The organism is Streptomyces mirabilis, assembly GCF_018310535.1.
Lineage (GTDB): Bacteria > Actinomycetota > Actinomycetes > Streptomycetales > Streptomycetaceae > Streptomyces.
In genome coordinates, this window is sequence record NZ_CP074102.1 from 5,422,425 (window position 1) to 5,447,824 (window position 25,400).

At 71.5% G+C, this 25,400-nt stretch carries 15 protein-coding genes and 1 tRNA gene; 13 read left to right on the forward strand and 3 right to left on the reverse strand.

Annotated features, from left to right (window positions below; genetic code table 11):
* Window positions 1–134 precede the first annotated feature (134 nt).
* Together SMIR_RS23960 and SMIR_RS23965 are read left to right on the forward strand one after the other, a co-directional pair.
* Window positions 135–803, forward strand: coding sequence for a nitroreductase (locus tag SMIR_RS23960; protein ID WP_168491924.1), 669 nt, complete (start codon window positions 135–137; stop codon window positions 801–803).
* Between the two features lie 97 nt (window positions 804–900).
* A complete protein-coding gene (locus SMIR_RS23965) occupies window positions 901–1,629 on the forward strand; it encodes an SDR family oxidoreductase (RefSeq protein ID WP_168491922.1) in 729 nt (242 codons plus the stop codon).
* A gap of 139 nt (window positions 1,630–1,768) precedes the next feature.
* Here the strand turns inward: SMIR_RS23965 and glxA are convergent, their stop codons facing one another.
* The 3 genes from glxA to SMIR_RS23980 all read right to left on the reverse strand — a co-directional run bounded on the left by glxA (window position 1,769) and on the right by SMIR_RS23980 (window position 6,266).
* Window positions 1,769–3,706: a radical copper oxidase GlxA gene (gene glxA, locus SMIR_RS23970; protein ID WP_168491920.1), complete on the reverse strand. Its 1,938-nt coding sequence runs from the start codon at window positions 3,704–3,706 to the stop codon at window positions 1,769–1,771.
* Window positions 3,703–5,700, reverse strand: coding sequence for a glycosyltransferase family 2 protein (locus SMIR_RS23975; RefSeq protein ID WP_212727371.1), 1,998 nt, complete (start codon window positions 5,698–5,700; stop codon window positions 3,703–3,705). Before SMIR_RS23975 ends, glxA begins: the two co-directional genes overlap by 4 nt.
* 492 nt (window positions 5,701–6,192) lie before the next feature.
* A tRNA-Lys gene (locus SMIR_RS23980) sits at window positions 6,193–6,266 on the reverse strand.
* Between the two features lie 206 nt (window positions 6,267–6,472).
* On the opposite strand from SMIR_RS23980, the gene SMIR_RS23985 reads away from it, so the two are divergent.
* The 11 genes from SMIR_RS23985 (at window position 6,473) to SMIR_RS24035 (ending at window position 25,391) form a co-directional block, all read left to right on the forward strand.
* Window positions 6,473–7,903 (forward strand): peptidoglycan-binding protein, encoded by a 1,431-nt coding sequence (locus SMIR_RS23985; protein ID WP_211118716.1) that lies wholly within the window; start codon window positions 6,473–6,475, stop codon window positions 7,901–7,903.
* Between the two features lie 45 nt (window positions 7,904–7,948).
* Window positions 7,949–9,106 carry an SPFH domain-containing protein gene (locus tag SMIR_RS23990; RefSeq protein WP_101404977.1) on the forward strand — a complete coding sequence of 386 codons (1,158 nt, stop codon included), beginning with the start codon at window positions 7,949–7,951 and terminating at the stop codon, window positions 9,104–9,106.
* A 154-nt stretch (window positions 9,107–9,260) separates the two neighbouring features.
* Window positions 9,261–9,914, forward strand: coding sequence for a lytic polysaccharide monooxygenase auxiliary activity family 9 protein (locus SMIR_RS23995; RefSeq protein WP_168491912.1), 654 nt, complete (start codon window positions 9,261–9,263; stop codon window positions 9,912–9,914).
* Between the two features lie 129 nt (window positions 9,915–10,043).
* Window positions 10,044–10,538, forward strand: a complete 495-nt coding sequence (locus tag SMIR_RS24000) for a DUF3592 domain-containing protein (protein WP_212727372.1) — start codon at window positions 10,044–10,046, stop codon at window positions 10,536–10,538.
* A gap of 26 nt (window positions 10,539–10,564) precedes the next feature.
* Window positions 10,565–12,229 carry a long-chain-fatty-acid--CoA ligase gene (locus tag SMIR_RS24005; RefSeq protein ID WP_212727373.1) on the forward strand — a complete coding sequence of 555 codons (1,665 nt, stop codon included), beginning with the start codon at window positions 10,565–10,567 and terminating at the stop codon, window positions 12,227–12,229.
* 337 nt (window positions 12,230–12,566) lie between these two features.
* The gene (locus SMIR_RS24010; protein ID WP_422664522.1) at window positions 12,567–13,763 is read left to right on the forward strand and encodes an MFS transporter; all 1,197 of its coding nucleotides are present in this window, start codon (window positions 12,567–12,569) and stop codon (window positions 13,761–13,763) included.
* Window positions 13,717–16,869, forward strand: coding sequence for a type I polyketide synthase (locus SMIR_RS24015; protein WP_349636906.1), 3,153 nt, complete (start codon window positions 13,717–13,719; stop codon window positions 16,867–16,869). The genes SMIR_RS24010 and SMIR_RS24015 overlap by 47 nt, the downstream gene beginning before the upstream one ends.
* On the forward strand, window positions 16,866–22,493 hold the full coding sequence (locus tag SMIR_RS24020; protein WP_212727374.1) for a MupA/Atu3671 family FMN-dependent luciferase-like monooxygenase: 5,628 nt from the start codon (window positions 16,866–16,868) through the stop codon (window positions 22,491–22,493). Before SMIR_RS24015 ends, SMIR_RS24020 begins: the two co-directional genes overlap by 4 nt.
* A 6-nt stretch (window positions 22,494–22,499) precedes the next feature.
* Window positions 22,500–23,792: a M18 family aminopeptidase gene (locus SMIR_RS24025; protein ID WP_101404984.1), complete on the forward strand. Its 1,293-nt coding sequence runs from the start codon at window positions 22,500–22,502 to the stop codon at window positions 23,790–23,792.
* A gap of 40 nt (window positions 23,793–23,832) precedes the next feature.
* Window positions 23,833–24,555: a thioesterase II family protein gene (locus SMIR_RS24030; protein ID WP_168491900.1), complete on the forward strand. Its 723-nt coding sequence runs from the start codon at window positions 23,833–23,835 to the stop codon at window positions 24,553–24,555.
* Window positions 24,552–25,391, forward strand: a complete 840-nt coding sequence (locus tag SMIR_RS24035; RefSeq protein WP_168491897.1) for a mycofactocin-coupled SDR family oxidoreductase — start codon at window positions 24,552–24,554, stop codon at window positions 25,389–25,391. The genes SMIR_RS24030 and SMIR_RS24035 overlap by 4 nt, the downstream gene beginning before the upstream one ends.
* The last annotated feature ends 9 nt before the right edge of the window (window positions 25,392–25,400 follow it).

A 25,400-nucleotide genomic window follows, 5' to 3' on the forward strand; every position in this document is an offset into this window, starting at 1 on the left:
AAGAGCAGTGCCCGAGGCGGGGAACCAGGGGCTGAAGATCCGTACTCAGCGATAGTCAAACACGAGATAGTATTGAATGATACTGTCGTGACTGTAACGGAAATGAGCATCGAGCAGATCGGAGGTGGGTGATCTTGGACGTCTATGAGGCGGTCGCGAGCCGCCGGGCAGTGCGCGGATTCACCGACCGGCATGTCCCGAGGGAGACGCTGGAGCGCGTGCTGTCCGCCGCGGCCTGGTCACCGTCCGCATCGAACCTCCAGCCGTGGCGCGCCTACGTGCTGACCGACCGGCCGCTGGCCGAGCTCAAGAAGCGCGCCGGCGAGCGCCTGGCCGCGGGCGACCCCTGGGACGAGCCGGAGTACGAGCAGTACCCGCCCGCGCTGAAGTCCCCGTACCGCGAACGCCGGTCCGCCTTCGGTGAGCAGCGCTACGGCGCACTCGGTATTCCGCGCGAGGACCTGGAGGCGCGCCAGAGGGCCGCTTCCGCGAACTGGGACTGCTTCGGTGCGCCCGCCGCCCTGTTCTGCTACATCGACCGCGACCTGGGCCCGGCCCAATGGTCCGACGTCGGCATGTATCTGCAGACCGTCATGCTGCTGCTCCGCGCCGAAGGGCTGCACAGTTGCACGCAGATGGCATGGGCGAAGTATCACAGGACCGTCGCGGAGGTCCTGTCACCCCCGGACGAGCTCATCCTCTTCTGCGGCATGTCGATCGGGTTCGAGGACGTCACGGTGGGATACGCCCGTACGGGCCGGGTGCCACTCGAAGAGACGGTCACGTTCGTCGACGGTTGCTGACACCGTCCGCCTTCAGTCGGTCGAAGCGCCGTTCCTTGCCGTACACACAGTGGTTCATATGTCATATTGCGGACACAATTCCAACGAAAGGCGTGTCATGAAGATCGCGGTCATCGGCGGTACCGGACTGATCGGGTCGCAGGTCGTCAAGAATCTGAACGCCGCCGGACACGAGGCGGTACCGCACTCGCAGTCGACCGGAATCGACGTCATCAGCGGCCAGGGACTGGACGAGGCGGTGGCGGGAGCCGACGTCGTCGTCAACCTGACGAACTCCCCGACCTTCGACGAAGCCTCCCCGGCCTTCTTCCAGACCTCGATGGACAACCTTCTGGCCGCGGCCCGGAAGGGCGGCGTCGGCCACTTCGTCATCCTCTCGATCGTCGGCACGGACCAGGTGCCGGAGCTCGACTACTACCGTGCCAAGGCGCTCCAGGAGAACATCCTTGCGGCCGGGCCGATCCCCTACTCGATCGTCCGGGCGACGCAGTTCATGGACTTCATGGACGCCGTCCTGTCCTGGACCGCCGACAGCGACACCGTCCGGTTGCCCGCCACGCCGATCCAGCCGATCGCCTCCAAGGACGTGGCCGACGCGGTCGCGGAGGTCGCCGCGGGCGCCCCGCTCAATGGCGTTCGCAACATTGCCGGCCCCGAGATCTTCGCCCTGGACGAGCTGGGCCGGATCACCCTGTCCCGCAAGGGCGACAACCGTACCGTCGTCACCGACCCCACCGCCGGCATGTTCGCCGTCGTCAAGGGCGACGTCCTCACCGACAAGGACGCTCACCTCGCGCCCACTCGATACGCCGACTGGCTCTCCTGACTCGCTCGCGCCCTCTCGGGCGCGCGGACCGCAGAGAGCCCGGGATCGGAAACGTTCCCCTTCGCGGCCAAGAACGAGCATTCAAGCGGGGGCGCCCTTCTCGCGAAGGGCGCCCCCGGTCACGTACAACTCTCAGAGATCACGGCACCTTGACCCACTGCGCCTTGCTCGGGGTCCCCTGGTCGTCCGTCACGAACAGCATGTACCAACCGGACTCCACGAGATTCCGGTTCTTCGGCACGGTCACCGTGACCCCGTTCTTGGTCTTCTTGAAGTCCAGCGCGATGGAACGCTGGTCGACGTCGGTGACGTGCGTGGACGCGCTCGGCCGGATCAGCCGGGCCGTCCTGATGGTCGACGCGTGCTGCGAGGTGAACGTCGCCGAGCCGCCGCGCGCGATCGTCTTCGGACCGCCCGTCAGATCGGGCCGCGAGTCCCGGTAGAGGTACGGCGGCGTGTAGATCTCGATGCGCTGCTCGAACGTGGCCGGTTTGGTGTTGGCCTTGTCCGCGTAGAGCGAGTTGGAGCCGAAGAACATCACCCGGCCGTCGGGCAGCAGGATCGAGCCCGAGTGGTAGTTGCGGCCCACCAGCGGATCGGCGACCCGGTCGAAGGTGTTCGACTTGGTGTTGTAGATCCGCGCCTGGAGGATGTTGGAGGCGCTGCGCCCCCGGTAGTCCTCGGAGCCACCGGAGACGAGGACGGTGTCGTCCGGCAGGATCGAGGACTGCGGGTAGCGGGTGCCCTTCTCCAGCTCGGGCCCGTCCACGAACCTCGGGCTCTTGTCCTTGAGGTCGATCAGCCGGGTCTTCTTGCTGGACAGCTTGGACTCGCCGACCCCCCCGCCGCCGATCACCATGTACTTCTCGTCCTGCGCGGGCGGCAGCAGCACCGTGCCGGACGTCTCCATCATGTTGGGGTCGCTCAGGCCCGGCAGCTTGGTGAACTTGTTGGTGGCCACGTCCCAGATGCCGGGGTCGCGGCCCACGTTGTCCGGTCCGTAGCCCGCGTTCGAGCCCGAGTAGAACATCTCGCCGTTCTGCATCAGGGAGATCGCGGGGTAGGTCGGGAACTGGCGGATTCCCTTGGTGTACGTCCACTTCTTGGTCTTCGGGTCGAACACCTCGTTCTTGCCCGGGACCAGCTGGCCGATCTCGTCCAGACCGGAGAGGCTGAGGATCTTGCCGTCGCTCATGGTGGTGAGCGTCGGGTACCAGCGGGCCTCGTTCATCGGGTCGACCTTGATGTACTTCTCGGCGACCGGATCGAACTCGTACGCGTCCCGGATGCCCTGGAAGTCCTTCTTGTCCAGGGCGAGCTTCTGTGCGATGCCGTAGGTGTTGCGGGCGTCGGCGCCGGTCAGACCCTGGATGCGGTAGTTGTCCTGGGTGCCCGTCTCGTACTTCTGGCCGCTGCGCTGTGCCTCGACGTAGATACGGCCGAGGCCCGGGTCGTTGCGCAGGAACTTGCCGGTCGCCTTGTCGAAGACCTTCGTCGCGCGCGGGACGAGCACCGGGTCCTTGGAGACGAACGTCTTGCCGTTCTCCTTGCCGGTGAACTTGGTGCCCGCGGGCAGCGTGATCGGCTTGTCCGGGTTCTCGTTGTGGACGACCATCAGGCCGCCCGCCTTGGTGACGTCACCCTTCAGGGTCTCGTACCGCTTGGTGCCGCCCGCGATCAGCAGATTGCCGTTGGCGAGCTGGGTGTGGCCCGTGCAGAACAGGTCGGCCGGCGTCGGGATCTTCTTGATGGTGCCCTTGACCGGGTCCCAGATCCGCGTGTCGAACTTCTTCGCGTCGAAGTTGTCCTGGTTGTTGCCCGAGCCCGCGATCAACAGGATCTTGCCGGTGTGCAGCAGGGCCGCGTGGATGGTGTTCTGTCTGTACTCCTTGGGGAACTGGATGATGTCCCAGTGCCCGTTCTTGGCCTTGTACTCGGGCTTGTTGATCGTGTAGTCGTGGTATTTCTCCGTGCTGAAGCGGTACACCCACGGCCCGTTCATCCCGGCCAGCGCGAGCACCACCGCCCCGCCTATCGCAAGACGACGAGCACGGCGGCGACGGGCACCGTCTTTCATTTCTTACGTCCCCCAAGGGAAATCTGCATGGTCTGGTCATTGCCTCCGCCGCTCCCGCCGCCCTGTGCCGCCGCCCAGCTGGGCTTGTGCTGCGGGGCGTGCGGCGCGTGCGGCGCGTGCGGCGCGTGTTGCTCCTGCTGGGGTGCCGAGGCCTGAGCGGGCAGCGGCACCGTCTCCTCGGGTGAGGCGGGCGGCACCGACGGCTTCTTCTTCGCCTGGCGCAGCGACCACTGCCAGGCGAGGATCGGCGAGGCGGTGATCAGCAGGGCGAAGGAGGCCCAGGTGATCATCGCGGGGTGGGAGTGCCCGAGCAGGAGTCCGGCGACGATCGAGCCGGCGAAGACCAGGATGAAGAACAGGTGGATCCGGAAGGTCCCGAACAGTGTGTCGGGGCTGGCCGAATCCCCCTTGGGGGTCACCACGAACTTGCTCTTGCGGCGCAGCACCGCGTCCATCAGCGAGCGGGCGTAGATCGGCGCGGAGAGCGCCGACATGATCATGCCCGCCACGCCGCCCGAGCCCTCGGGCTCGTGCGGGGAGACGTTGTGCCGGCGGTTCCACACGTACAGGCCGATCTGCAGCGCGGAGGCGTTGCCGTACAGCATCAGCCAGACCGTCGGGTCGATGTTCACACCGGATGCGCCCAGGCCCAGAAAGAGTGCGCAGCTGAGGGCCGCGAGGATCCAGTTGAGGGCGGACATCGGGTAGAAGATGATCATCATGGTGTAGTTGAAGAGCTTGCTCGGCGGAAGCGAGAAGAAGCCCTTCCAGTACTGCTTGAGGATCGTCTCGTACGTGCCCCGGGACCAGCGCAGCTGCTGGGTGAAGAAGTCCGTCCAGGCGTTCGGGCCCTCGCCGACCGCGAGGACGTCCGGGGTGTAGACCGAGCGCCACTTCCTGCCCGTCGCCGGGTTCTTCGCGCGGTGCATCTCGAAGCCGGTCGCCATGTCCTCGGTGATCGAGTCGTACAGACCGCCGATCTGCTTGAGCGCCTTGATGCGTACGGCGTTGGAGGTGCCCACGAACATCGGCGCGCCGTAGCGGTTGCCGGCCCGCTGGATCAGCGCGTGGAAGAGGAACTGCTGGGACTCGGCGGCCTTGGTGATGGGGTTGTCGTAGTTGCCGTAGACCTGCGGGCCGATGACGAAGCCGACGTCCGGGTCGCGGAAGAAGCCGAGCATCCGCTCCAGGTAGTTGGGCAGCGGCACGTGGTCGGTGTCGACCGAGGCGAAGAAGTCGTACTCGTCGCCGTGCGCCTCCAGCCAGGCGTTGTAGTTGCCGTGCTTGGTCTTGGCGCGGTGCGGGCCCTTGGCCTGGTTCCACTTCGCGACGCCCTTGCGGGAGAAGTGGTGCACGCCCAGGCGCTCGCAGACCTCCTTCACCTCCGGGTCGTCACCCTCGTCGAGGAGCCAGATGTGCAGAAGGCCCCGGTGGCGCAGCTTGACGGCCGCCTCCAGGGTCTTGGTCACCATGGCGAGGGGTTCCTTGCCGGGTACGAAGGAGGTGAGGAAGGCGACTCTGGTGCCGGTCTCAGGGACCACCGGGATCGGGTCGCGGGCGACCAGGGTGGCGTGCGCGTTCGACAGCACGTTCATGCAGCGGAAGAACTCGATCAGACCGATCGAGACCAGCATCACGATGTCGAGCACCGGCAGGAAGTCGTAGGCCGGGTAGTCGCGTTCGGTCCAGTGCTCCGGCTGGAGCAGCCAGCCCAGCAGGATCAGCGACAGCAGCGGCGCGGCGCCCAGCATCAGAGCGGCTCGTATGCGGTGCGGCTCCTGGGACAGCAGCGAGCGGTACTGCACCTTGTACGGCTTGTTCGGATCGGGCTGTGTGAGGGGACCCGCGAGTCGGCTGTAGTGCTCGTAGTCGTATCTCGGCAGGGTCTTCTTGATCCTGCGGAAGTTGCTGCCGGTCCGGTGCGATGGCATCCGGAGCTGGGTCGTCTCAGACGGGTCGAAGTTCTGCCGGGCGCCCGTCGGCGTCGACGTCATGAGTCATTCCCCCCGCACGCACGTCCAGGTGCGTGTTCGTCGGTTCTTGTCGCCCGTTCGAGTCCCCCTTGACCGTCACGGACGCATGCTGGCAGGTCGGCATCACCACATCCTCCACACAACGGAGACATGGAAATGCGACCTTCCGGTTGCATGATGCCCCCCTCGGCATCGGTTCATGAACGGGGCCCCCAACCCCCCATGGTCGCAACCGGCCATACCCCCAACTGTCAGGTATCGACAGTCCCTTGAAGCCCAGGGTTCTACGGTGTTCATCATGATCGCAAGATGCGAAACGCGGTGTTAACCGGTCATACGCGCTAATTGGGACGCGTGTACGAAGATGGGGTCACCGCCCCATACGCCGGGCGCATATGACCGACCCGTATGCGCTCCTGTGCACCTCTTTGTACTGGTTGTCCCCGTGGCGGACTCGCCCCGCCCGTAAAGCCGAAGGGCCCCTCACGCTGGTGAGGAGCCCTTCGGTGTCGGTGCGCCGCCAGGGACTCGAACCCCGGACCCGCTGATTAAGAGTCAGCTGCTCTAACCAACTGAGCTAGCGGCGCCTGCTGACCCGAGAACTCTACCTGACCGGGGAGGGTGCTCCGGACCACGGGGGTGCCGTGAAGTGAGCGGTGAGGCGTCCCGGACCGGCCGAAAGTGGTCCCTGTACATCATTCGGACCGTCAACATGCGACAAGAGACGACAGTTGCGAAACTGGCGAGTGTGCAGAAGTGCGGAGATATGGACCTGTGGTGTGAGGGGAATCTCATGGAGACTCCGGTGTTCGAGGAATTCGATCCCGCGAGCGATTGCGATTGCCCCGGATGCGAGCACTGGCGGCGCGTCATTCCCCCTTCCGCACTGCCCGGGCCCGTGGGACACCCGGCGGCGCGGGGCGCGCTGCTGCTGGCCGCGGCGGCGGGCACCGTCCTCGCCGCGGGCCAGTCGGTGCCGGCCGTGGCCGCGGCGCACGGACCCGCCCGGCCGGGCGACCCCCGAGGTGACGAGCCCACCCCGCAGGGTGACAAGGCCCCGCTGCACGGCGTGGACGGGGGCCCGGCGGGGCCCGCGAGGCCCGGGGTCGGGGGCGAGCTCCCCGCGACCACCCGGGCGGCGATCATCAACCGGGCCAAGAAGTGGGTCGCCTCGCGGGTGCCGTACAGCATGTCCGAGTACTGGGCCGACGGATACCGGCAGGACTGTTCGGGCTTTGTCTCGATGGCCTGGAACCTGCCGGGAAACGAGGGGACGGGCAGTCTCAACACGTTCGGCGTACGCATTTCGCGCGACCAGTTGCAGCCCGGCGACATACTCCTCTTCCACAATCCGGCGGATCCCGAGAAAGGCTCGCACGTCGTTCTTTTCGGCGGCTGGTCGGACTACACCCACACGTATTACCTCGCCTATGAACAGACGCGCCCGCACACCCGCGGGCAGTCCACTCCGTACGCCTACTGGACCAACTCGGACCGCTATGTGCCCTACCGCTACAAGGGGCTGGCCGAGGGGAAGAGCGGCGCGGCCGCCTCGGCGCCGGGGGTCACGAGCAGCCGCTACCCGGGCCGGTCCTTCTTCGGCCCCGGCGCGGACAACCCTCACGTCACCCGGCTGGGCCGGCTCCTCGTGGAACGCGGCGCGGACCGCTTCTACTCGGCCGGATCCGGATCGAGCTGGTCGGACGCGGACCGGCGGGCCACCCAGGCGTTCCAGTGGGCGCAGGGCTGGCGCGGCACGGACGCGGACGGGCTGCCGGGGCCGCAGACCTGGTCCTACCTGGTGGGGAGGAAGGGCAGGGACATTTCGGCGACGGGGAGGCCCGCGCCGGGGGCCCCGTCGGTGGGCGGACCGGGGACGAAGGGGTTCTCGGCCCCGTCCGTGCCCGCCGCCCCCGCCGCCGCCCCCTCCGTCCCGACCAATCCGTCCGTGTCGTCTATTCCGTCCGCGGCGTCCGTGCCGTCCGTGCCCGGCTATCCGGGGCGCGGGCTGTTCCGGCCGGGCGCCGACAACGAGTTCGTCACCCGGCTCGGGGAGCAACTCGTCAAGAAGGGGTTCGGCAAGTACTACACGTCGGGTCCGGGGCCGCGCTGGGGCGAGGCGGACCGGCGGGGCGTCGAGGCGTTCCAGCGGGCGCAGGGCTGGCGCGGCGGCGCGGCGGACGGCTGTCCGGGGCCGGAGACCTGGCGCCGGCTCTTCTTGTGACAGGGCCGGGATCACTCTTCCACGCGCGGAGGCATGGAGGCAGCTATGAGTACGACGACTTCACCCACCCCGGAGTCCGGGGGAACGCCGGAGGGCGGCGCTTCCCGGTCCGCCCGGCTCATCCACAACGAGGCGACCACCGAGATCCCCGTCCATCTGCTCTTCCGGGACGACCCCGAACCGGTGTCCGTGCCGCTCTCGCCCGCCGTGGTGGGGCGGCGGCGCGGCACGGGCGAACAGCCCCGGATCCGGCGTCCCATGCTGGGCCGGGCCCCGCGCCCGGTGCCGGAGGTCGACCCCGAACTGGTGGAGCGCCCCGCACGGGTGCTGCCCGGAGTGGCGGGTGTGCTGGCCGGGGCCTGCGGGGTGGCCGGATGTGTACTCACCACCTGGTGGTCGGGTGTGCTTCCGCACAGTGCGGGGAGGGTGATCGGGCTGCCCTGGTACGCGGGCGCCGGTCTCGGCCCCGCGCAGTGGGCCGCGTACGCCGGGGCCGGCGCGCTCGGACTGTTCGGGTTCGGCGGGCTCTCCCGCGGCCGGACCGGGCGGGCCTGGGTGCTCGGCCTCTTCGGCCGCTACCGGGGCACGGTCCGGCGCACCGGGCTGTTGTGGATCAACCCGATGGTGCTGCGGCGCCGGGTCGACGTACGGCTGCGGCACTGGCGCAGTGAGCCGATGTCGGTGGTCGACGCGAACGGGGTCGCGCTGCGGGTGGTGGTGCTCGTGGTGTGGCGGGTCAAGGACACCGCGCGGGCCGTGCTCGGCGTCGAGGACCACGAGACGTATCTGCGCGAGTGCGTGGAGGCGGCGATGTCGAGGATGCTCTCGCAGCTGCCGGCCGAGGCGCCGCCCGCCGTCATCAAGGACGTGGCGACTCTGCGCAACACGGACGCGGTCGGCGAGGTGCTCACCGGGATGATCGCCGCGGACACCGCGCCGGTCGGCCTGGAGGTGTTCTCGGCGCAGCCGACCCGGATCGAGTACGCCCCCGAGGTCGCGGCCGTGATGCAGCGCCGCCGGATCGCGACCCTGGACGCCCAGCACCGCGACACCGTGCTCACCTCCGTCGTCGACTCCGTCGAGGACACGGTGACCCGGTTGACCATGCGCGGGCTGGTCGAACTCGACGACTACGAGCGCAAGGCACTGGTGAAGGACCTGACGGTGGCGTTCTACACGGGGCGCAGGGAGGCCTCGCCGTGAAGGGGTCCGACAGCGGGGCCGTGACGGGGACCGACAGCTTGGTGATTGGTCTGGACATGTTCAAGTCGCGGCAATAATCTGGGACTTGGTCTAGACCTGAAAATCGCGCGCACGGCTCACGAGAACCTCCCCCACGTCCTCCAGGAGCGGCAGCATGCGCATACGGACGACCGGGACCCATGCGACAAGGGTCCGTACCACCAGGAAAGCCAAGGTGTACGCCGCTGTCGTGGGCCTCGCCACGGCGGGCACGTTCGTGCTCTCCACCGGCGGAGCCGACGCCCACGGCTACACCGACCAGCCCCTCAGCCGGCAGAAGTTGTGCGCCGCCAACGGGGGCAGCGTTGCCAACTGCGGCGACATCCAGTGGGAGCCCCAGAGCGTCGAGGGCCCGAAGGGCTTCCCGGCGGCGGGTCCCGCGGACGGTCAGATCTGTTCCGCGAACCACACCAACTTCGGCCAGCTCGACCAGCCCAAGACCCCCTCGGGTGCGGCCTGGCCGACGACCAAGGTCACCGGCGGGCAGAGCTACACCTTCCGCTGGCAGTTCACGGCCGTGCACGCCACGACCGACTTCAAGTACTTCGTCACCAAGTCCGGCTGGAACCAGAACCACGCACTGACCAGGGCGGACCTGAACACCACCCCGTTCCTGACCGTCCCGTACAACGGGCAGCGCCCGCCGTCCACGTTCAGTCACACCGGCACGCTGCCCTCCGGACTGAGCGGTCACCATGTCATCCTCGGCGTGTGGACGATCGCCGACACCGCGAACGCGTTCTACTCGTGCGCGGACGTCACGTTCTGAGCGCGTCCCGACCGGAAATGTTCTGAGCCTCTCTTGAGGAGCTCGCGCACCCCCCACGGGTAGGTTCCACGCACGTCGACATGACCATGACGGCGTGCGTGGAGCTGTACCGGACAACGGGGGAATGTCGTGGACGTGTTCTTCTATGCCGTGCCAGGACTGATCATGGCCGTTGCCATATCCATGGCGGTCGCGGTGATCCGCCGCTCACTGGACATGAACCGGGCTTGGAGCAGCGGGCTGACCGCCGAGGCGCGCTGTTTGCGGTCCTTCACGACGACCAGCGGTGGCGGGGGCGACACCTCTGTGAGTACGACCCTGCACCACGTGTACGAGTTCATGGCGCGCGACGGCCGCACGGTCCGCTTCGAGGAGAAGAATGGCCCGGCGACGATCATCGAGGGCGACATCGTCACCGTCCACTACGTCGCCGAGCGCCCGGAGAAGGCCACGGCTCGCACGCCGAGCCGGGGCAAGCTGGCTGCGGGAACCGTGGGCATCTTGATCTTTTGTACGGTGATCATCCTCTTCTGCATCGGCTTCATGGTGGGTGTCCACGGGTTCTTCTCGATGGACGACTCGTCCGGCGGAGACGGCTTCGAAGGCACGGACCTCCCCTTCTGACGATCCGTCAATTATCGTGCGCCCCCATGGGGTCCATGAGGCGTACCGTCGCGGAACTCGTACAGGAACGGTGGGGCGACCACCGGCCGGGACTGTGGTTCGAGGGGCGGGTGCTGAGCCATCACGGGGTGGCGGCGGGCGCGGCGGCGCGGGCGGCGCTCCTCGCCGACCTGCTGCCGCCCGGCGCCGCACCGCACGTCGGGGTGCTGCTCGACAACACCCCCGAATATCCAATGTGGTTGAGCGCGGCGGCCCTCTCCGGTGCCGCCGTCGCCGGGATCAACCCGACCCGGCGCGGCCCCGAACTGGCCCGCGACATCCTGCACACCGAGTGCCGTGTCCTGGTCACCGAGCGGACCCACCTGCCGCTCCTCGACGGCCTCGAACTGCCCGGCGTACGCGTCCTGGTCAGCGACACCGAGGCGTACGGGGAACTCCTCGCGCCGTACGAGGGCGCGAAGCCGGACGCGGCGCCCTCCGTGTCGCCGGACGCCCGCCTCCTCCTCTACTTCACCTCCGGCTCGACCGGCGCCCCCAAGGCCGCGATCTGCACCCAGGGACGGCTGGCCGCCGCCGGGCGCTCGCTCGTCGAGCAGTTCGGGGTGCGCCCGGACGACACGCACTACATCTGCATGCCGATGTTCCACGGCAACGCGGTGATCGCCGACTGGGCGCCCGCGCTGGCGGCGGGCGCGGGGATCGCGCTGAGGCGGCGCTTCTCGGCGTCGGGGTTCCTCGCGGACGTACGGGCCTGCGGGGCGACGTACTTCACCTATGTGGGCCGCGCGGTGCAGTACCTGCTGGCCACGCCCGCCCGCGGCGACGACCGTGACAACCCGCTGCGGATGGGGTTCGGGACGGAGGCCGGGGCCGTGGACGCGGCCGCCTTCGAGAAGCGCTTCGGGGTACGGCTGGTGGAGGGGTACGGCTCGTCCGAGGGCGGCGCCGCCATCCAGTGGACGCCCGGCGCCCCGGCCGGCGCGATCGGGCGGGCGGCGCCCCGCGACGACCTCGCGGTGGTCGCCCCGGAGACAGGGGCCGAGTGCCCGCCCGCCGTCTTCGCCGAGGACGGGAGGCTTCTCAACGGGGATGTGGCGATAGGGGAGTTGGTGAACCGCGGACCCAACCCCTTCGAGGGCTACTGGCGCAACCCCGCCGCGGACGCCGACCGCCGCCGCGAGGGCTGGTACTGGACCGGGGACCTCTTCTACCGCGACAGCGATGGCTTCCTCTACTTCGCCGGGCGGGCCGACGACCGACTGCGCGTCGACAGCGAGAACCTCGCCGCCGCGATGATCGAGAACATCCTCGCCCGCCACGAGGACGCCGCCGCCGTGGCGGTGTACGCGATCCCCGACCCGGTGGCCGGGGACCAGGTGATGGCGGCGATCGCGCCGCGCGAGGGGGCCGGCTTCGACCCGTCGGCCTTCGCGGCCTTCCTCCTCGCCCAGCCCGACCTGGGGACCAAGATGGCACCCCGCTTCGTCCGGATCGTGACGCGGATGCCCGTCACCGCCACCAACAAGATCCACCGGGTGGGGCTGCGCCGCGAGGGCTTCCGCTGTGCCGACCCGGTGTGGTGGCGCCCGCCGGGGGAGTCCGCGTACCGCAGACTGCGCGAGCCGGACATCGAGGGGTTGCTGGCCGAGTACCGGGCCCGCGGACGCGAGAAGTTGCTGCCGACCGGGTAGATTCCGGGCGCGCTTCCCGCGCGGGGGTGCCCGCCGGCCGGAACTTTCCGCGACCCGGCGGACGTCCCGTCTCAGGGAGTCCCGGGACAGAGGAATCCCCTCCGCCCCACAGGGGGAGGATGCCTCCGGACACCTGTGCCGTCCGCGCCGAGGAAAGAGGGAACATGCGTCACCTGATCCGGGTCGTGAACATCGCCGGTGCCGCGCCGCCATCCGGCGCGTGGGGGCGGGCGGCGGTCCGGGGACGGCTCGTGGCGCGGCACCGGTGACGGCCGAGGGGCGCTACCGCGTCCTGGTCGCCGGCTACTCCGTCTCCTCGTACGGCACCTTCCTCAACATGGTGGCGCTCAACCTGTTCGTCTACGCCACCACCCACAGCGCCCTCGCCATCGGACTGTTCATGGCGGTGCGGCTGGGCGCGGGGTTCCTGGCGGGGACGGTCGCGGGGCGCGTGCAGGCCCGGTTCGGGGCCAAGCCGGTCATGCTGTGGGCCAATATCACCCAAGCCGTTGTCATGTTCCTGCTGGTAGTGACGCCGGACGGGGGACTGCGGACCGGCGTGCTGTTCACGGTGTCCGCGGCCGTCGGGGCGTGCAGCACCGTGTTCATGGTCGCGCTGCGCAGCTCCATCCCCGACCTGGTCGGCGCGGACCGGCGCGCCTGGGCCAACTCACTGATGGTGGGCGGGCGTTCGCTGGCGATGGTCGCCGGGTTCGCCTCGTCCGGTGTGGTGGTGCCCTGGCTCGGCTTCACCGCCGCGTTCCTGGTGGACGCGGCGAGCTTCGTGGTGTGCGCGGCGGCGGTCGCGTGGCTGCCGGGCATCGAACGCGCCCCCGAGCCCCCGCGGGCGTCCGACGAACCCCGCGAGAAGCGCGGCATGTGGGCCGCGACGACGGCGCTGGCCACCGTGCCCGCGCTCGGCCTCATGATGTGCCTGCGCACCGTCGACGCCCTCGGCTCCTCCTCGCACAACGCGGCCCTGCCCGTCTACTCCAGCACGCTCCACCCGGACGACCCGGCCGCGTTCGTCAGCCGCTTCTGGCTGTTCTGGGCGCTGGGCAACGTCCTGGCGCAACAGGTCATCCAACGCTGGGCCAAACGCTCCGGACGGGCCGTCGGCGCGCTCGGTTTCGGCCTCGGCACCATCGTCATGTCCTCCGCGTTCATCCTCGGCTTCGCCGGGTTCCCGATGGCGGCGACCGTGCTGATCGCCCTCGTCGCGGGCGCCGCGGACGGGCTCACCGAGGTGTCGTACACCTCGCATCTGCAGACCCTGCCGGAGACCCTGCGCGGCCACGCCTTCGGGCTCACGGCGACGGTCGAGAACCTCGGCTTCGGGATCGGCATGATCGGGGTGTCGGCGGCCCTCGAATCGTTCTCCGCGTTCACCGTCGTGGCCTGGTCGCACGGCCTCGCCATCGTGGTCGCGGGGATCTACCTGCTCCGGTTGTACGCGGTCCACGGCGCCGGCAAGGAGGGGACGAGCGGTGCGTACGGCAGTCGTCGGGATGGCGTTGAGATTTCCGGGAGCTGACACCCCCGACGGGTACTGGCGGGACATCCGGGCGGGCGTGACGCACGTACGGCGGTTCACCGACGCCGAGCTGGCGGCGGCCGGGTTCGCCCCCGAGGAGTACGGCGCGCCCGACTTCGTGGCCGCGAGCGCCCCGCTGCCCGGCATCGACGGCTTCGACGCGGCCTTCTTCGGGATGAGCGCCCGCGAGGCCACGGTCACCGATCCGCAGCAGCGGCTGTTCCTGGAGTGCGCGCACCACGCCCTGGAGGACGCGGGGTACGCACAGCCGCGCGCCGGGGTGCGGATCGGGGTGTGCGGGAGCACCGGCTACCGGCTGTACTCGCTGCACGGCTATCTCGCCAACAACCTGCGGGAGGAGGCGGATTCGGGGGAGTGGCAGCGGCAGAAGCAGGCGCAGGTCGGCAACTACCCCGATTTCGCGGCCCCTCGGGCGGCCCACCGGCTCGGACTGACGGGCCCGGCCCTGAACGTGGCCACCGCCTGCTCGTCGTCCCTGGTGTCCGTCCATCTCGCTTGCCAGGCCCTGCACTTCGGCGACGCGGACCTCATGGTCGTCGCCTCGGCCGCCCTGCACGTGCCCCAGGTCACCGGGCACCGGCACGTACGCGGCTCGACGATCTCGCGCTCCGGGGCCGTGCGCGCCTTCGACGCCGACGCGGACGGCACCGTCGGAGGCAACGGCATCGCCGCCGTCGTCCTCAAACCGCTGGAGAGGGCGCTCGCCGACGGCGACACCGTGTACGCGGTGATCGCCGGGTCCGCCGTCACCAACGACGGCGCCGACCGGACCGGGTTCGCCGCGCCGGGCTCCAGCGGCCAGCGCGACGCCGTGCTCGGCGCGCTGCGCGCGGCCGGGGTGCCCGCCGACTCCGTCGGCTACCTGGAGGCGCACGGCACCGGCACGCTCAAGGGCGATCCGATCGAGTTCACCGCCCTCACCGAGGCGTTCCGGCTGCACACCGACCGCACCGGCTTCTGCGCGCTGGGCTCCACGAAGTCGGCGATCGGCCACCTGGACAGCGCGGCCGGTCTTGCGGGGCTGATCAAGGCGGCGCTGGTGCTGCGGCACGGGGAGATACCGCCGCTGGTGAACCACACCCGCCCCAACCCGGCCCTGGACGTGACCGGGAGCCCCTTCGTCCTGCCCACCCGCGCGCTGCCCTGGCCCGCCGAGGAGGGCCGCCCGCGCCGGGCCGGGGTGCACTCCATCGGGATGGGCGGGACGAACGCCCACGTGATCCTGGAGGAGGCGCCGGCCCCGGCCCCCCGCCCGCCGGACCGTGGGCAGGCCCCCGCACTGCTGCCGCTGTCCGGCCACACCCCAGAGGCGCTCCTCGCCTCCGCACGGGCCTTCCGCGACCACCTCACCGAACATCCCGAGACCGACCCCGCCGACCTGCTCCTCACCACCGCGCTCGGGCGACGGCACCTGGAACACCGACTGGTGGTCACCGCGGAGGCCGGTGACACGGCGGCGGCGCTGGACGCCTTCGTACGGGGCGAGGCGGGGGCGTACGCGCACGGTGTCGCCGGGGCGGAGGCGGGCGGTGGACCGGTGTTCCTCTTCACCGGCCAGGGCAGCGGGTACGACGGGATGGGCGCGGCGCTCGCCGAGCGGTTCCCGGTGGTGGACCGCACGTTGGAGGAGTGCGCGGGGATCCACCGGGACGAGACGGGCGAGGAAGGATTCCTCGACCGGTTGCTGGGCGACACCCACGGTGGTCCCCCGCAGGGAGCGCGGGTCTGGGACACCGCCTTCGCTCAGCCCGCGCTCTTCGCCCTGCAGGTCGCGCAGGCGCGGCTGTGGCGGCGGTTCGGCGTCGAACCGGTCGCGGTGGCCGGGCACAGCGCCGGGGAGTACGCGGCCCTGTGCGTGGCCGGGGCGCTGACGCTGGAGGACGGGCTGCGGCTGGTCTGCGAACGGGGGCGGCTGATGCGCGACGGCACCCCGGCCGGGGGCATGCTCGCGGTGTTCGCCGCCGAGGACGTCGTACGGGGGCTGGTCACCGAGGTCGACGGACTCGAACTCGCCGTGGTCAACGGGCCGGGGCAGTACGTCGTGGGCGGACCGCCCGAGGCGGTGGCCGCCGCCCGCGCCCGGCTCGCGCAACGCGGCACGCACGCGGAGCCTCTGCCGGTGGACCGCGCGTTCCACACCGCGCTGCTCGACCCGGTCCTGGCGGAGTTCCGGGACGCCTGCGGAAAGATACGACTGCGGCCCACCAGGACCGAGTTCGTCAGTGGTCCGGACGGGGTCCGGCACCCGGTGGGCTGGCTGCCGGACGCCGACCACCTCGTACGGGGGACCCGGCGGCCGGTGGACTTCGCCGCCGTACTGCGCACGCTGGAGCGGACACCCGGGCGGCCGGTCCAGCTGGAGATCGGCCCCGACGCGCCCCTCACCGGGCTCGTCCGGCGCGCCCGGCCGGATACCGCCGCCGTCCCCACCCAGCGCCGCGACGACCGTGGCCTGGGCACCCTCTGGGCGGCCGTCGCCCGGCTGCACTGCGCGGGCCACCGGCTCGACTGGGCGGCCCTGCTCGACGGCTGCGACGCCCGCCGGATCCCGCTGCCGCCGTATCCCTTCCAGCACCGGTCGTACTGGACAGGACCGCCGCCCACCCCCTTGGCCGACGACCGCAGGACGGAGGACGGCATGACCGAACAGGCCGTACTGGAACGGGTGCTGGCACTCAGCGCTCGCCATCTCGGATACGCGCCGCAGGAGATCACGGCGGAGCGGACGTTCGTCGGGCTCGGCGCGGACTCGCTCCAGCTCATAGGAATGCTGCGGCAGTTGGAGGCCGAGTTCGGGATCGAGATCGGAATGCGGGAGATCCTGGAGGAGGCGGGGACCCCACGACTCGCGGCCCGGTTGATCGCGGAGCGGACGGGGCAGGGGGCGGCCTCCGGGGGCGTCACCCCGGACGACGAGCCCGTGCACGTCACCCCCGACGAGGAGCCCGTCCACGCCACCCGTGCCGAGGTCGAGGAACTCGCCCGCCAGATACGCCAACTCGCCGAGACCCAGACCAGAATGCTCGGTCAGCTCTCCGAGGCAGTGGCCCTGCTCACCGAGGGCCGCAAGGCGGTCGGAGGATGACCACGGCCCGGATCAGCCCCGAGTCGCAGGCGAGCGCCGAGGCCGTCGCCCGAACCGTCGCCGTCTCCGGACGGCTCGACGAACTCCTGACGGCGGCCATTCACCGCACCGAGCCCCCCGCCGAGCCGCCCGCCGGGCAACCCCTCCACCACAGCCCCCACGGCCCCCACGTCACCCTCCCCCCCGACTCCGGCATGTCCGGCACCGGTGCGAGCGAGGCCCAACGGGCCCACGCCGACGACCTGGTCCGCCGCTTCACCGAGCGGACCCGCACGTCGAAGGAGCTGGCCCAGCGGCACCGGACGGTGCTGGCGGACAGCCGGGCCGTGGTCGGCTTCCGGCGGGCGACGAAGGAGATGCGGTACCCGATCGCGGCCCGCTCGGCGCACGGCGCCCGGCTGACGGACGTCGACGGCAACGACTACACCGACATCACCATGGGCTTCGGCGCGCTGCTGCTCGGCCACGAGCCCGCGCCGGTGACGGAGGCCGTCCGCCGGCACCTCGCCGGCGGACTGCGCCTCGGACCGCGCTCCGAGGACACGGGCGTGGCCGCCGAACTGCTCGCGGAACTCACCGGCATGGAGCGGGTGGCGTTCGCGAACTCCGGCACCGAGGCCAACTCCGCCGCCCTGCGGCTCGCCCGCGCGGCCACCGGACGCGACCGCGTGGTCATGTTCCGCGGCTCCTACCACGGCCACATCGACTCGGTCCTCGGCCGCCCGGGCCCCGACGGCCGCCACGCCGTCCCCGTCTCGCGCGGCATCCCCGCGAGCGCGGTGTCCGAACTCCTCGTCCTCGAATACGGCAGCCAGGAGAGCCTGGAGGCCATCGACGAACTCGGTGACACGATCGCCGCGGTCCTCGTGGAACCGGTCCAGTGCCGCAACCCCGCCCTGCGCCCCGTCGCATTCCTGCGCGCGCTGCGGGAGCTGACCGCCCGGCGCGGAATCGTCCTCCTCTTCGACGAGATGCTCACCGGCCTGCGGCCCCACCCCCGCGGCGCCCAGCACCACTACGGCGTCGTCCCCGACCTCGCCACCTACGGCAAGGCCCTCGGCAGCGGTCACCCCATCGGCGCGATCGCGGGCCGCGCCGACCTCATGGACGGCATCGACGGCGGCTTCTGGCGGTACGGGGACGACAGCCGCCCGACGCGCGACACGACCTTCTTCGGCGGTACGTACATCCAGCACCCCCTGTCGATGGCAGCCGCCCGCGCGGTCCTCACCCACCTCAAGGAGCAGGGCCCGGGGCTCCAGCAGACGGTGAACGCCCGCACCGACGCGCTCGCCGCCGACCTCGACGACTTCTTCCGCGCCGAGGAATTCCCCCTGGAAACAGCCCACTTCGGGTCCATGTTCCGCTTCACCCACCGCGCCGACATGGAACTGCTCTACCACCACCTCCTCCTGCGCGGGATCTACGTCTGGGAGTGGCGCTCCTTCTACCTCTCCACCGCGCACACCGACACCGACGTCGAACGGATCACGGACGCGGTGAAGGACTCACTGCGGGAGCTGCGCGCGGGCGGCTACTTCCCGACGACGGGCCGCCGCAGCCGAAGTCACGGCCACGGCAATGCCTCCGAGCGGCCCGCCCCCGACTTCGGCGTCTACTTCTTCGGCGACCACCCCGACGGCGAGGACAGCGCCCGGGCCTACGAACGGCTGATCGAGACCGCACGCTTCGCCGACACCCACGACTTCAGCACGCTCTGGCTGCCCGAACGCCACTTCCACTCCTTCGGCGGCCTCTTCCCCAACCCGTCCGTCCTGGCCGCCGCGCTCGCCCGGGAGACCCGCCGCATCCGTCTGCACGCGGGCTCGGTGGTCCTCCCGCTGCACGACCCCGTGCGGATCGCCGAGGAGTGGGCGGTCGCCGACAATCTCTCCGGCGGCCGGGTCGGCATCGGCTGCGCGAGCGGCTGGCACGCGAGCGACTTCGCCCTCCACCCCGACCGCTTCACCGACCGCACCGAGATCGCCTTCCGACACCTGGAGGACGTACGGCGGTTGTGGCGCGGCGAGAGCGTCGCGCGCCGTACCGGCGAAGGGCACCCCATCGACGTACACCTGCACCCGCGGCCCGTGCAGGAGCTGCCGCCGATGTACCTGGCGACGTCCGGGCGGCGTGCCTCGTACGAGGAGGCGGCCCGCCGCGACCTCGGGATCGTCACCAACCTCATGAACCAGACGGTCGAGCAGCTCGCGGCGAACATCCGCCACTACCGCCGGCTGCGCGCCGAGAGCGGCCTCGACCCCGACGCGGGCCGCGTCACCGTCCTGCTCCACACCCACCTCGCCGAGGACCACGCCGCCGCCCGGGCCGCCGCGCGCGAGCCGATGAGCCGCTATCTGCGCTCCTCCCTCCAGATGCGTTCCGCCGCGCGCGTCCTCGGCGGACGCCCCGAGGACGTGGCCGACGCGAGCGAGGCCGACCTCGCCTACCTCTTCGACCGCGCCTACGACCGCTACTGCGACCAACGGGCCCTGATCGGCTCCCCGGACACCTGCGCGGCCACCGTCGACGCGCTGCGGGCCGCGGGGGTCGACGAGATCGCCGCCCTGGTCGACTTCGGGCTGCCGCCGGAGGAGATGCGGGCGGGCCTGGAGCAGCTGGACGTCCTGCGCCGCCGCTGTCACGAGCCCCCGACGGAGCCGAAGAAGCCGAAGAGGCCCAAAGAACGGCGGGTTGCCGCGACCCCGGCCCAGCGCCGCCTCTGGCTCGCCGCCGCACTGATCGCCAACCCGGCCGCGTACAACGAGATCCAGGGCGTACGGCTGCGGGGTCCGCTGGACGTCGAGGCGCTGCGGACCGCCGTGGACGGCCTCGTCCGCCGCCACGACGGTCTGCGGACCGTGTTCGTGGCCGGGGGAGACGGGGTCTTCCAGGTCGTACGGGAGGACCGGGACCGGACACGTGCGGCCCTGACCGTCGACGACGTCCGGGGCCGGGACGCCGACGAGGTGATCCGGGCCGCCCTGCGGGAGGAGAGCACCCGCGCGTACGACCTCGCGTCGGGGCCGCTGTTCACGCCCCGGCTGCTGCGGCTCGCCGACGGCGACCACGCGCTGATCCTCGCCATGCACCACCTCCTCACCGACGGCCACTCCGCCGGGCTGGTCGCCGCCGACCTCGGGGAGTTCTACCGGGCGGCGGTGGAGGGGCGCGCGCCCCGGTTCGAGCGGGCCGCCGGGAGCACGCTCGACACGATCGCGGTGACCGGGGGAGCGGACGACCTGGACTGGTGGCGCGCCCACCTCGGGGACGGGCCGGGCGCACCCGCGCTGCCCACGGACCGGCCGCGCACCCGTACCGTCGCCGGACGCGGCGGGGCCGTGGGGCTGCGGCTCGGCCCGGAGCGGGCGGGGCGGCTGCGGGAGTGGAGTGGGCGGCAAGGGGCCACCCTGTTCGCGACGCTGCTCACCGCCTGGCGGATCGTGCTGCGCCAGTACGCCGGACAGGACGACTTCGTCATCGGGTCCACCTTCGGCCGCCGCACCCCCGAGACGCGTGACACCGTCGGCTTCCACGTGTCCCTGCTGCCCCTGCGCGGAACCCTGACCGACGGCACGACTCTCACCGACGCCGTACGCGCCACCCGGGACACGCTCTTCGCCGCCGACGCCCGCCAACACGTCGACCTGGACGCCCTGTCGGCGTCCCGCCACCCCGACCCGGGCAACCCGCGCCCCCTCGTCACGGTCTCCGCGGACCTCGACACCGCGCCCCTGACCGCACTCGCCCTGCCCGGCCTGCGCGCCACCCCCCTCGACGGCGGCACCGAGTCCGCACCCCTCGAACTCGCCCTCATGGCGACCCGGCTCCCCGACGGAGACCTCGGCCTGCGCCTCCGCTACGACGCCGACCTGTTCGACGAGGCGACGGCACGGGGGTACCTGGACCGTCTGGAGGACGTGCTGACCACCATGACGGCGGGCGCCGCGGAGACGGTCGGCGACCTGACACCGGGTTCCGTCACCCCGGGCACCCCCGACGACGCCCACCGTCTGCGTACCCTCTGGCAGCACACCCTCGGCTCCGCCGGTGATCTCGACCCGGACGCCAACTTCTTCGAGCTCGGGGGGAATTCGATCGGCGCGATCAGGCTGGTGAACCGGGTCCGGGACAGCTTCGGCGTGGAATACCCCTTGGCGGACTTCTTCGCCGACGCCACGCTGGGGGCGATGACCGCCCGGCTCGCGCCACCCCGGGGCGTGACCGTGGTGGACACGGCGCCCGTCAGCGACCAGCAGGCCCGCATGATCGCGGGCGTCCTGGGCATGCCCCGTCCCGAGGTGTGGAACATCCCCACCCGGATCCGTTTCACCGGCCCCCTGGACGTGGCCGCCCTGCGCACCGCGGTGGCCGGGCTGCTCGACCGCCACCACGGACTGCGGTGCCGCTTCGTACCGGGAGACGGGCAGCCGGTCCCGTCGCACGGAACGGACGACGGGACCGGCTGGCGGCAGGAGGTTCTCGACGTGCCGCCCCCGGCGCTTCCCGTCGAGGACCTCACCGGCATCGCGGCGGAGTCCGAACGGCTCGCGCGCGCCGAGGAGTTGTGCCGGGAAGCCGCCGCGACGCCCATCACGGTGACCGGCTCCGTACTACCCGTACTGCCCGTCCTGCGGCTGCTGCGCCTCGCGCCCGACCGGTGGACGCTGATGTTCGTCGTGCATCACATCTGCGTCGACGGCTGGTCCCTCTCCCTCCTCCTGGACGAGCTCGCCGCGCTCTACACGGCCGCCGCCGCGCGCCGCCCGCACGCTCTGCCCGAACCGGCGGCGCAGTGCACGGACTACGCCCGCTGGCAGCGCGAGCACGCCGACCCGGCCGAGGAGGCCCGCAGGACGGCGTACTGGACCCGGTATCTGGAGGGGATCCCGGCCACGGTCGAGATCCCCGGCGACCGGGCCAGGCCCGCCGTGCCGAGCGGACACGGCGACACCCTGCGCGGTACCGCGTCCGGTGAACTGCGCAGAGCCGTCGAGGAGTTGGCGGCGGCCCGGCACACCACGCCCTTCGGGGTCGCGGCCACGGCGCTCGGCGTACTGGTCGCCCGCCGGTCCGGGGTGCGGGACATCGCGATGGGCACGCCGTACGCCCACCGCGAGCGCAGCGCGTTCGAGTCGATGGTCGCGCTGACGTCGACCGGCGTGGTCGTCCGGGTGACGCCCGACCCGGACGAGACGCGCGGCGCCCTCGTGGAGCGCACCGGCGCCGGCGCCCTGGAGGCGACGGCCCACGTCCTGCCGACCGCGCGGATCGTGCGCGCCCTGCGCGAGAGCGGCGCCCACGCGGTGCCCGAGCGCTTCCCGCTGACCATCGCCTTCCAGAACTCCCTGGACACGGACATCGAGATCCCCGGACTCGACGTCGAGGTCGACGACCTCGCCCCGCCCGTGTCCCGCGGTGACCTCTCCTTCGGTCTCGCCCCGCGCCGCGACCCGGCCAAGGGCTACCGCACCTTCCTGGAGTACTCCGCCGATCTGTGGGACCCCGCCACGGCTCAGGAGCTGCTCGACGACTGGCAGGCCGTCCTCGCCGAACTGTGCACTCGGCCGGACGCGCCCGTCGCTTCACTCCTCAACCCTCTCCAGCCCCTCCGAAAGGCGTGAGCGCCCATGTCCCCCACACATGACCGCAGTCACAGCGACGATCTGCTCTCCTTCATCCGCTCCAGCCCCTCGCCCTACCACGTGGTCGCGAACGCGGCCCAGCGCCTGGAGAAGGCGGGCTTCCAGGAGCTGCGCGAGACGGACGACTGGACGGCCGGTGCCGAGGGCGGCCGGTATGTCGTCCGCGCCGGAGCACTGCTCGCCTGGTACGTCCCCGCGGGCGCTCCGGCCCGCACCCCGTTCAGGATCGTCGGCGCCCACACCGACTCCCCGAACCTGCGGATCAAGCCCGAGCCCGACACCGGCTCCGCGGGCTGGCGGCAGATCGCCGTGGAGATCTACGGCGGCGTCCCCCACAACACCTGGCTCGACCGCGACCTCGGCGTCTCGGGCCGGCTGACGCTGCGCGACGGAGCCAGCCGCCTCGTCTGCGTCGACCGGCCGCTGCTGCGCGTGCCCCAGCTCGCCATCCACCTCGACCGCGCCGTCAACGAAGGCGTCGCGCTCGACCCGCAGCTGCACATGACCCCGCTGTGGGGACTCGGCCCCGCCCGGCCCGGCGCCCTGCTCGCCCGGGTCGCCGCCGAGGCGGACACCGACGTCGCCGAGGTCCTCGGCTGGGACCTGATGCTGCACGACATCCAGCCGCCCGGCTACCTCGGCGCCGACGAGGAGTTCCTCGTCTCACCGCGTCTGGACAACCAGATCTCCGTGCACGCGGGCGTCACCGCGCTGGTCGCCGCCGCCACCGCCGCCCGGCCGCCTGCCCACATCCCGGTGCTCGCCGCCTTCGACCACGAGGAGGTCGGCAGCGGCTCCCAGTCGGGCGCCCAGGGCCCCCTGCTGGAGCGGGTGCTCGGCCGGTCCGTCGCCGCGCGCGGCGGCAGCGCCGAGGACTTCAACCGGGCCCTGGCCGGCGCCTTCTGCGTCTCCGCCGACATGTCGCACGCCGTGCACCCCAACTACGCCGAACGCCACGACCCGGACCACCACCCCCTCCCCAACGGCGGCCCCGTCGTCAAGGTCAACGTCAACCAGCGGTACGCCACCGACGGCACCGGAGTCGCCGCCTTCGCCGCGGCCTGCGAGCGCGCCGAGGTGCCCTGGCAGCCGTTCGTCTCCCACAACGCCATGCCGTGCGGCACCTCGATCGGCCCGATCACCGCGGCCCGGCTCGGAGTCGCCACCGTTGACGTGGGCGTACCGGGGCTGTCGATGCACTCCGCGCGGGAGCTGTGCGGGGCGCAGGACCCCGGTCTGCTGGCCCGGGTCCTCACCGAGTTCGTCACCACGGGCTGAGCCCCGGCCCCTTTGTATCCGGAACCGAGACTCGGGAGCGATGTCAGCAGTGGAAGAGACCCACCTCGTCTGTCTGCCCTTCGCCGGGGCGGGCGCGTCCTTCTTCAAGCCGTGGCAGGACCGGGCGCCGGCGGACCTGCGCGTCCTGCCGGTGCAACTCCCCGGCCGCGAGGAGCGGTTCGTGGAGGAGCCCCACACGGACGCGGTGCGGGCGGCCGCCGAGGCGTACACCCAGGTGACCCGGCAGCTCCCGGAGGGCGCGCGGGTGGCGGTGTTCGGGCACAGCCTCGGCGCGGTGCTCGGCTTCGAGCTGGCACACCGGCTGGAGGCCGAGCCCGGCGTCCGCCTCGACGCCCTCGTCGTCAGCGGCGCGCCGGGCCCGTGGAGCGGCCGCGCGGACCGGGCGAGCGGTCTGCCCGACGCGGAGTTCCTGGCCCGGGTGCGCACCTTCGCCGGATACGCGCACCCGGCCCTGGAGAACCCGGAGATGCGCGAGCTGCTGCTCCCGCTGCTGCGGGCCGACGTACGGATGCACGAGACGTACCGGCCCGCCTCCGATCGCCCGCTCGCCGCCCCGGTCCTCGCCCTGCGCGGCCGCGACGACGAGCTGGTGAGCGCGGCCGAGGCCGCCGAGTGGTCCCGCGCCACCTCCGGGAAGCTCACCACGGCGGAGCTGGACGGCGGCCACATGTACCCGACGGAGAACCCGGGCGCCCTCCTGCGCCTGATCGGGGCCGAACTCCGCGCCGGACGCGCCCGGTGAACCCGGGCGATCCCAGGCTCTCGGGCAAGGTCGCCCTCGTCACCGGCGCGGCCCGCGGCATCGGCCGGGCGACCGCCGTCGCCTTCGCCCGCGAGGGCGCCGACCTGATGCTCCTGGACATCGCGGCGGACCTCCCGGGTGTGCCCTACCCGCTGGGCTCCGAGAGCCAGTTGGCGCACACGGCGGAGCTCTGCCGGGAGACGGGCGCCGCCGTCCGTACGGCCCGGGTCGACGTACGGGACCTGGCCGCGGTGGAGACGGCGGTGAAGGAGACGACGGCCCGCTTCGGACGGCTCGACGTCCTCGTCAACAACGCCGGGATCGCCGCCCCCTCCGGCCGGGCCGCCCACGAGATCGAGGAGCACGAGTGGCAGCTGATGCTGGACGTGGACCTCTCCGGGGCCTGGCGCACGATCCGCGCGGCGGGCGCCCTGATGACCGCGCGGGGCGCCGGCTCGATCATCAACATCGCCTCCACGGCCGGGCTGGTCGGCTACCGCCACTTCGCCGGGTACGTCGCCGCCAAGCACGGCCTGATCGGCCTGACCAAGGCGGTCGCCCTCGACTACGCGCCCCGCCGGGTGCGCGTCAACGCCATCTGCCCCGGCTCGGTCCGCGACGACCCCCGTGTGGAGGGCCGGATGCTCGCCGAGATCGCCCGCGCCCTGGACGTGCCGGTCGCCGAGCACGAGCAGACCTTCGTCCAGGCCCAGCCCATGAACGCCCTCGTCGAACCGGACGACGTCGCCACCGCCGCCCTCTGGCTCGCCTCCGACGAGTCCCGCCAGGTGACCGGCACCGTCCTCACGGTCGACGGAGGCTTCTCGGCCCGCTAGGCCCTGGCC

Bases quoted from the DNA above. Each gene is read 5' to 3' on its own strand.
- SMIR_RS23965 (WP_168491922.1), top strand. From the start codon at position 901: ATGAAGATCGCGGTCATCGGCGGTACCGGACTGATCGGGTCGCAGGTC.
- glxA (WP_168491920.1), bottom strand. From the start codon at position 3,706: ATGAAAGACGGTGCCCGTCGCCGCCGTGCTCGTCGTCTTGCGATAGGC.
- SMIR_RS23975 (WP_212727371.1), bottom strand. From the start codon at position 5,700: ATGACGTCGACGCCGACGGGCGCCCGGCAGAACTTCGACCCGTCTGAG.
- SMIR_RS23985 (WP_211118716.1), top strand. From the start codon at position 6,473: ATGGAGACTCCGGTGTTCGAGGAATTCGATCCCGCGAGCGATTGCGAT.
- SMIR_RS23990 (WP_101404977.1), top strand. From the start codon at position 7,949: ATGAGTACGACGACTTCACCCACCCCGGAGTCCGGGGGAACGCCGGAG.
- SMIR_RS23995 (WP_168491912.1), top strand. From the start codon at position 9,261: ATGCGCATACGGACGACCGGGACCCATGCGACAAGGGTCCGTACCACC.
- SMIR_RS24005 (WP_212727373.1), top strand. From the start codon at position 10,565: ATGGGGTCCATGAGGCGTACCGTCGCGGAACTCGTACAGGAACGGTGG.
- SMIR_RS24010 (WP_422664522.1), top strand. From the start codon at position 12,567: ATGGTGGCGCTCAACCTGTTCGTCTACGCCACCACCCACAGCGCCCTC.
- SMIR_RS24020 (WP_212727374.1), top strand. From the start codon at position 16,866: ATGACCACGGCCCGGATCAGCCCCGAGTCGCAGGCGAGCGCCGAGGCC.
- SMIR_RS24025 (WP_101404984.1), top strand. From the start codon at position 22,500: ATGTCCCCCACACATGACCGCAGTCACAGCGACGATCTGCTCTCCTTC.
- SMIR_RS24030 (WP_168491900.1), top strand. From the start codon at position 23,833: ATGTCAGCAGTGGAAGAGACCCACCTCGTCTGTCTGCCCTTCGCCGGG.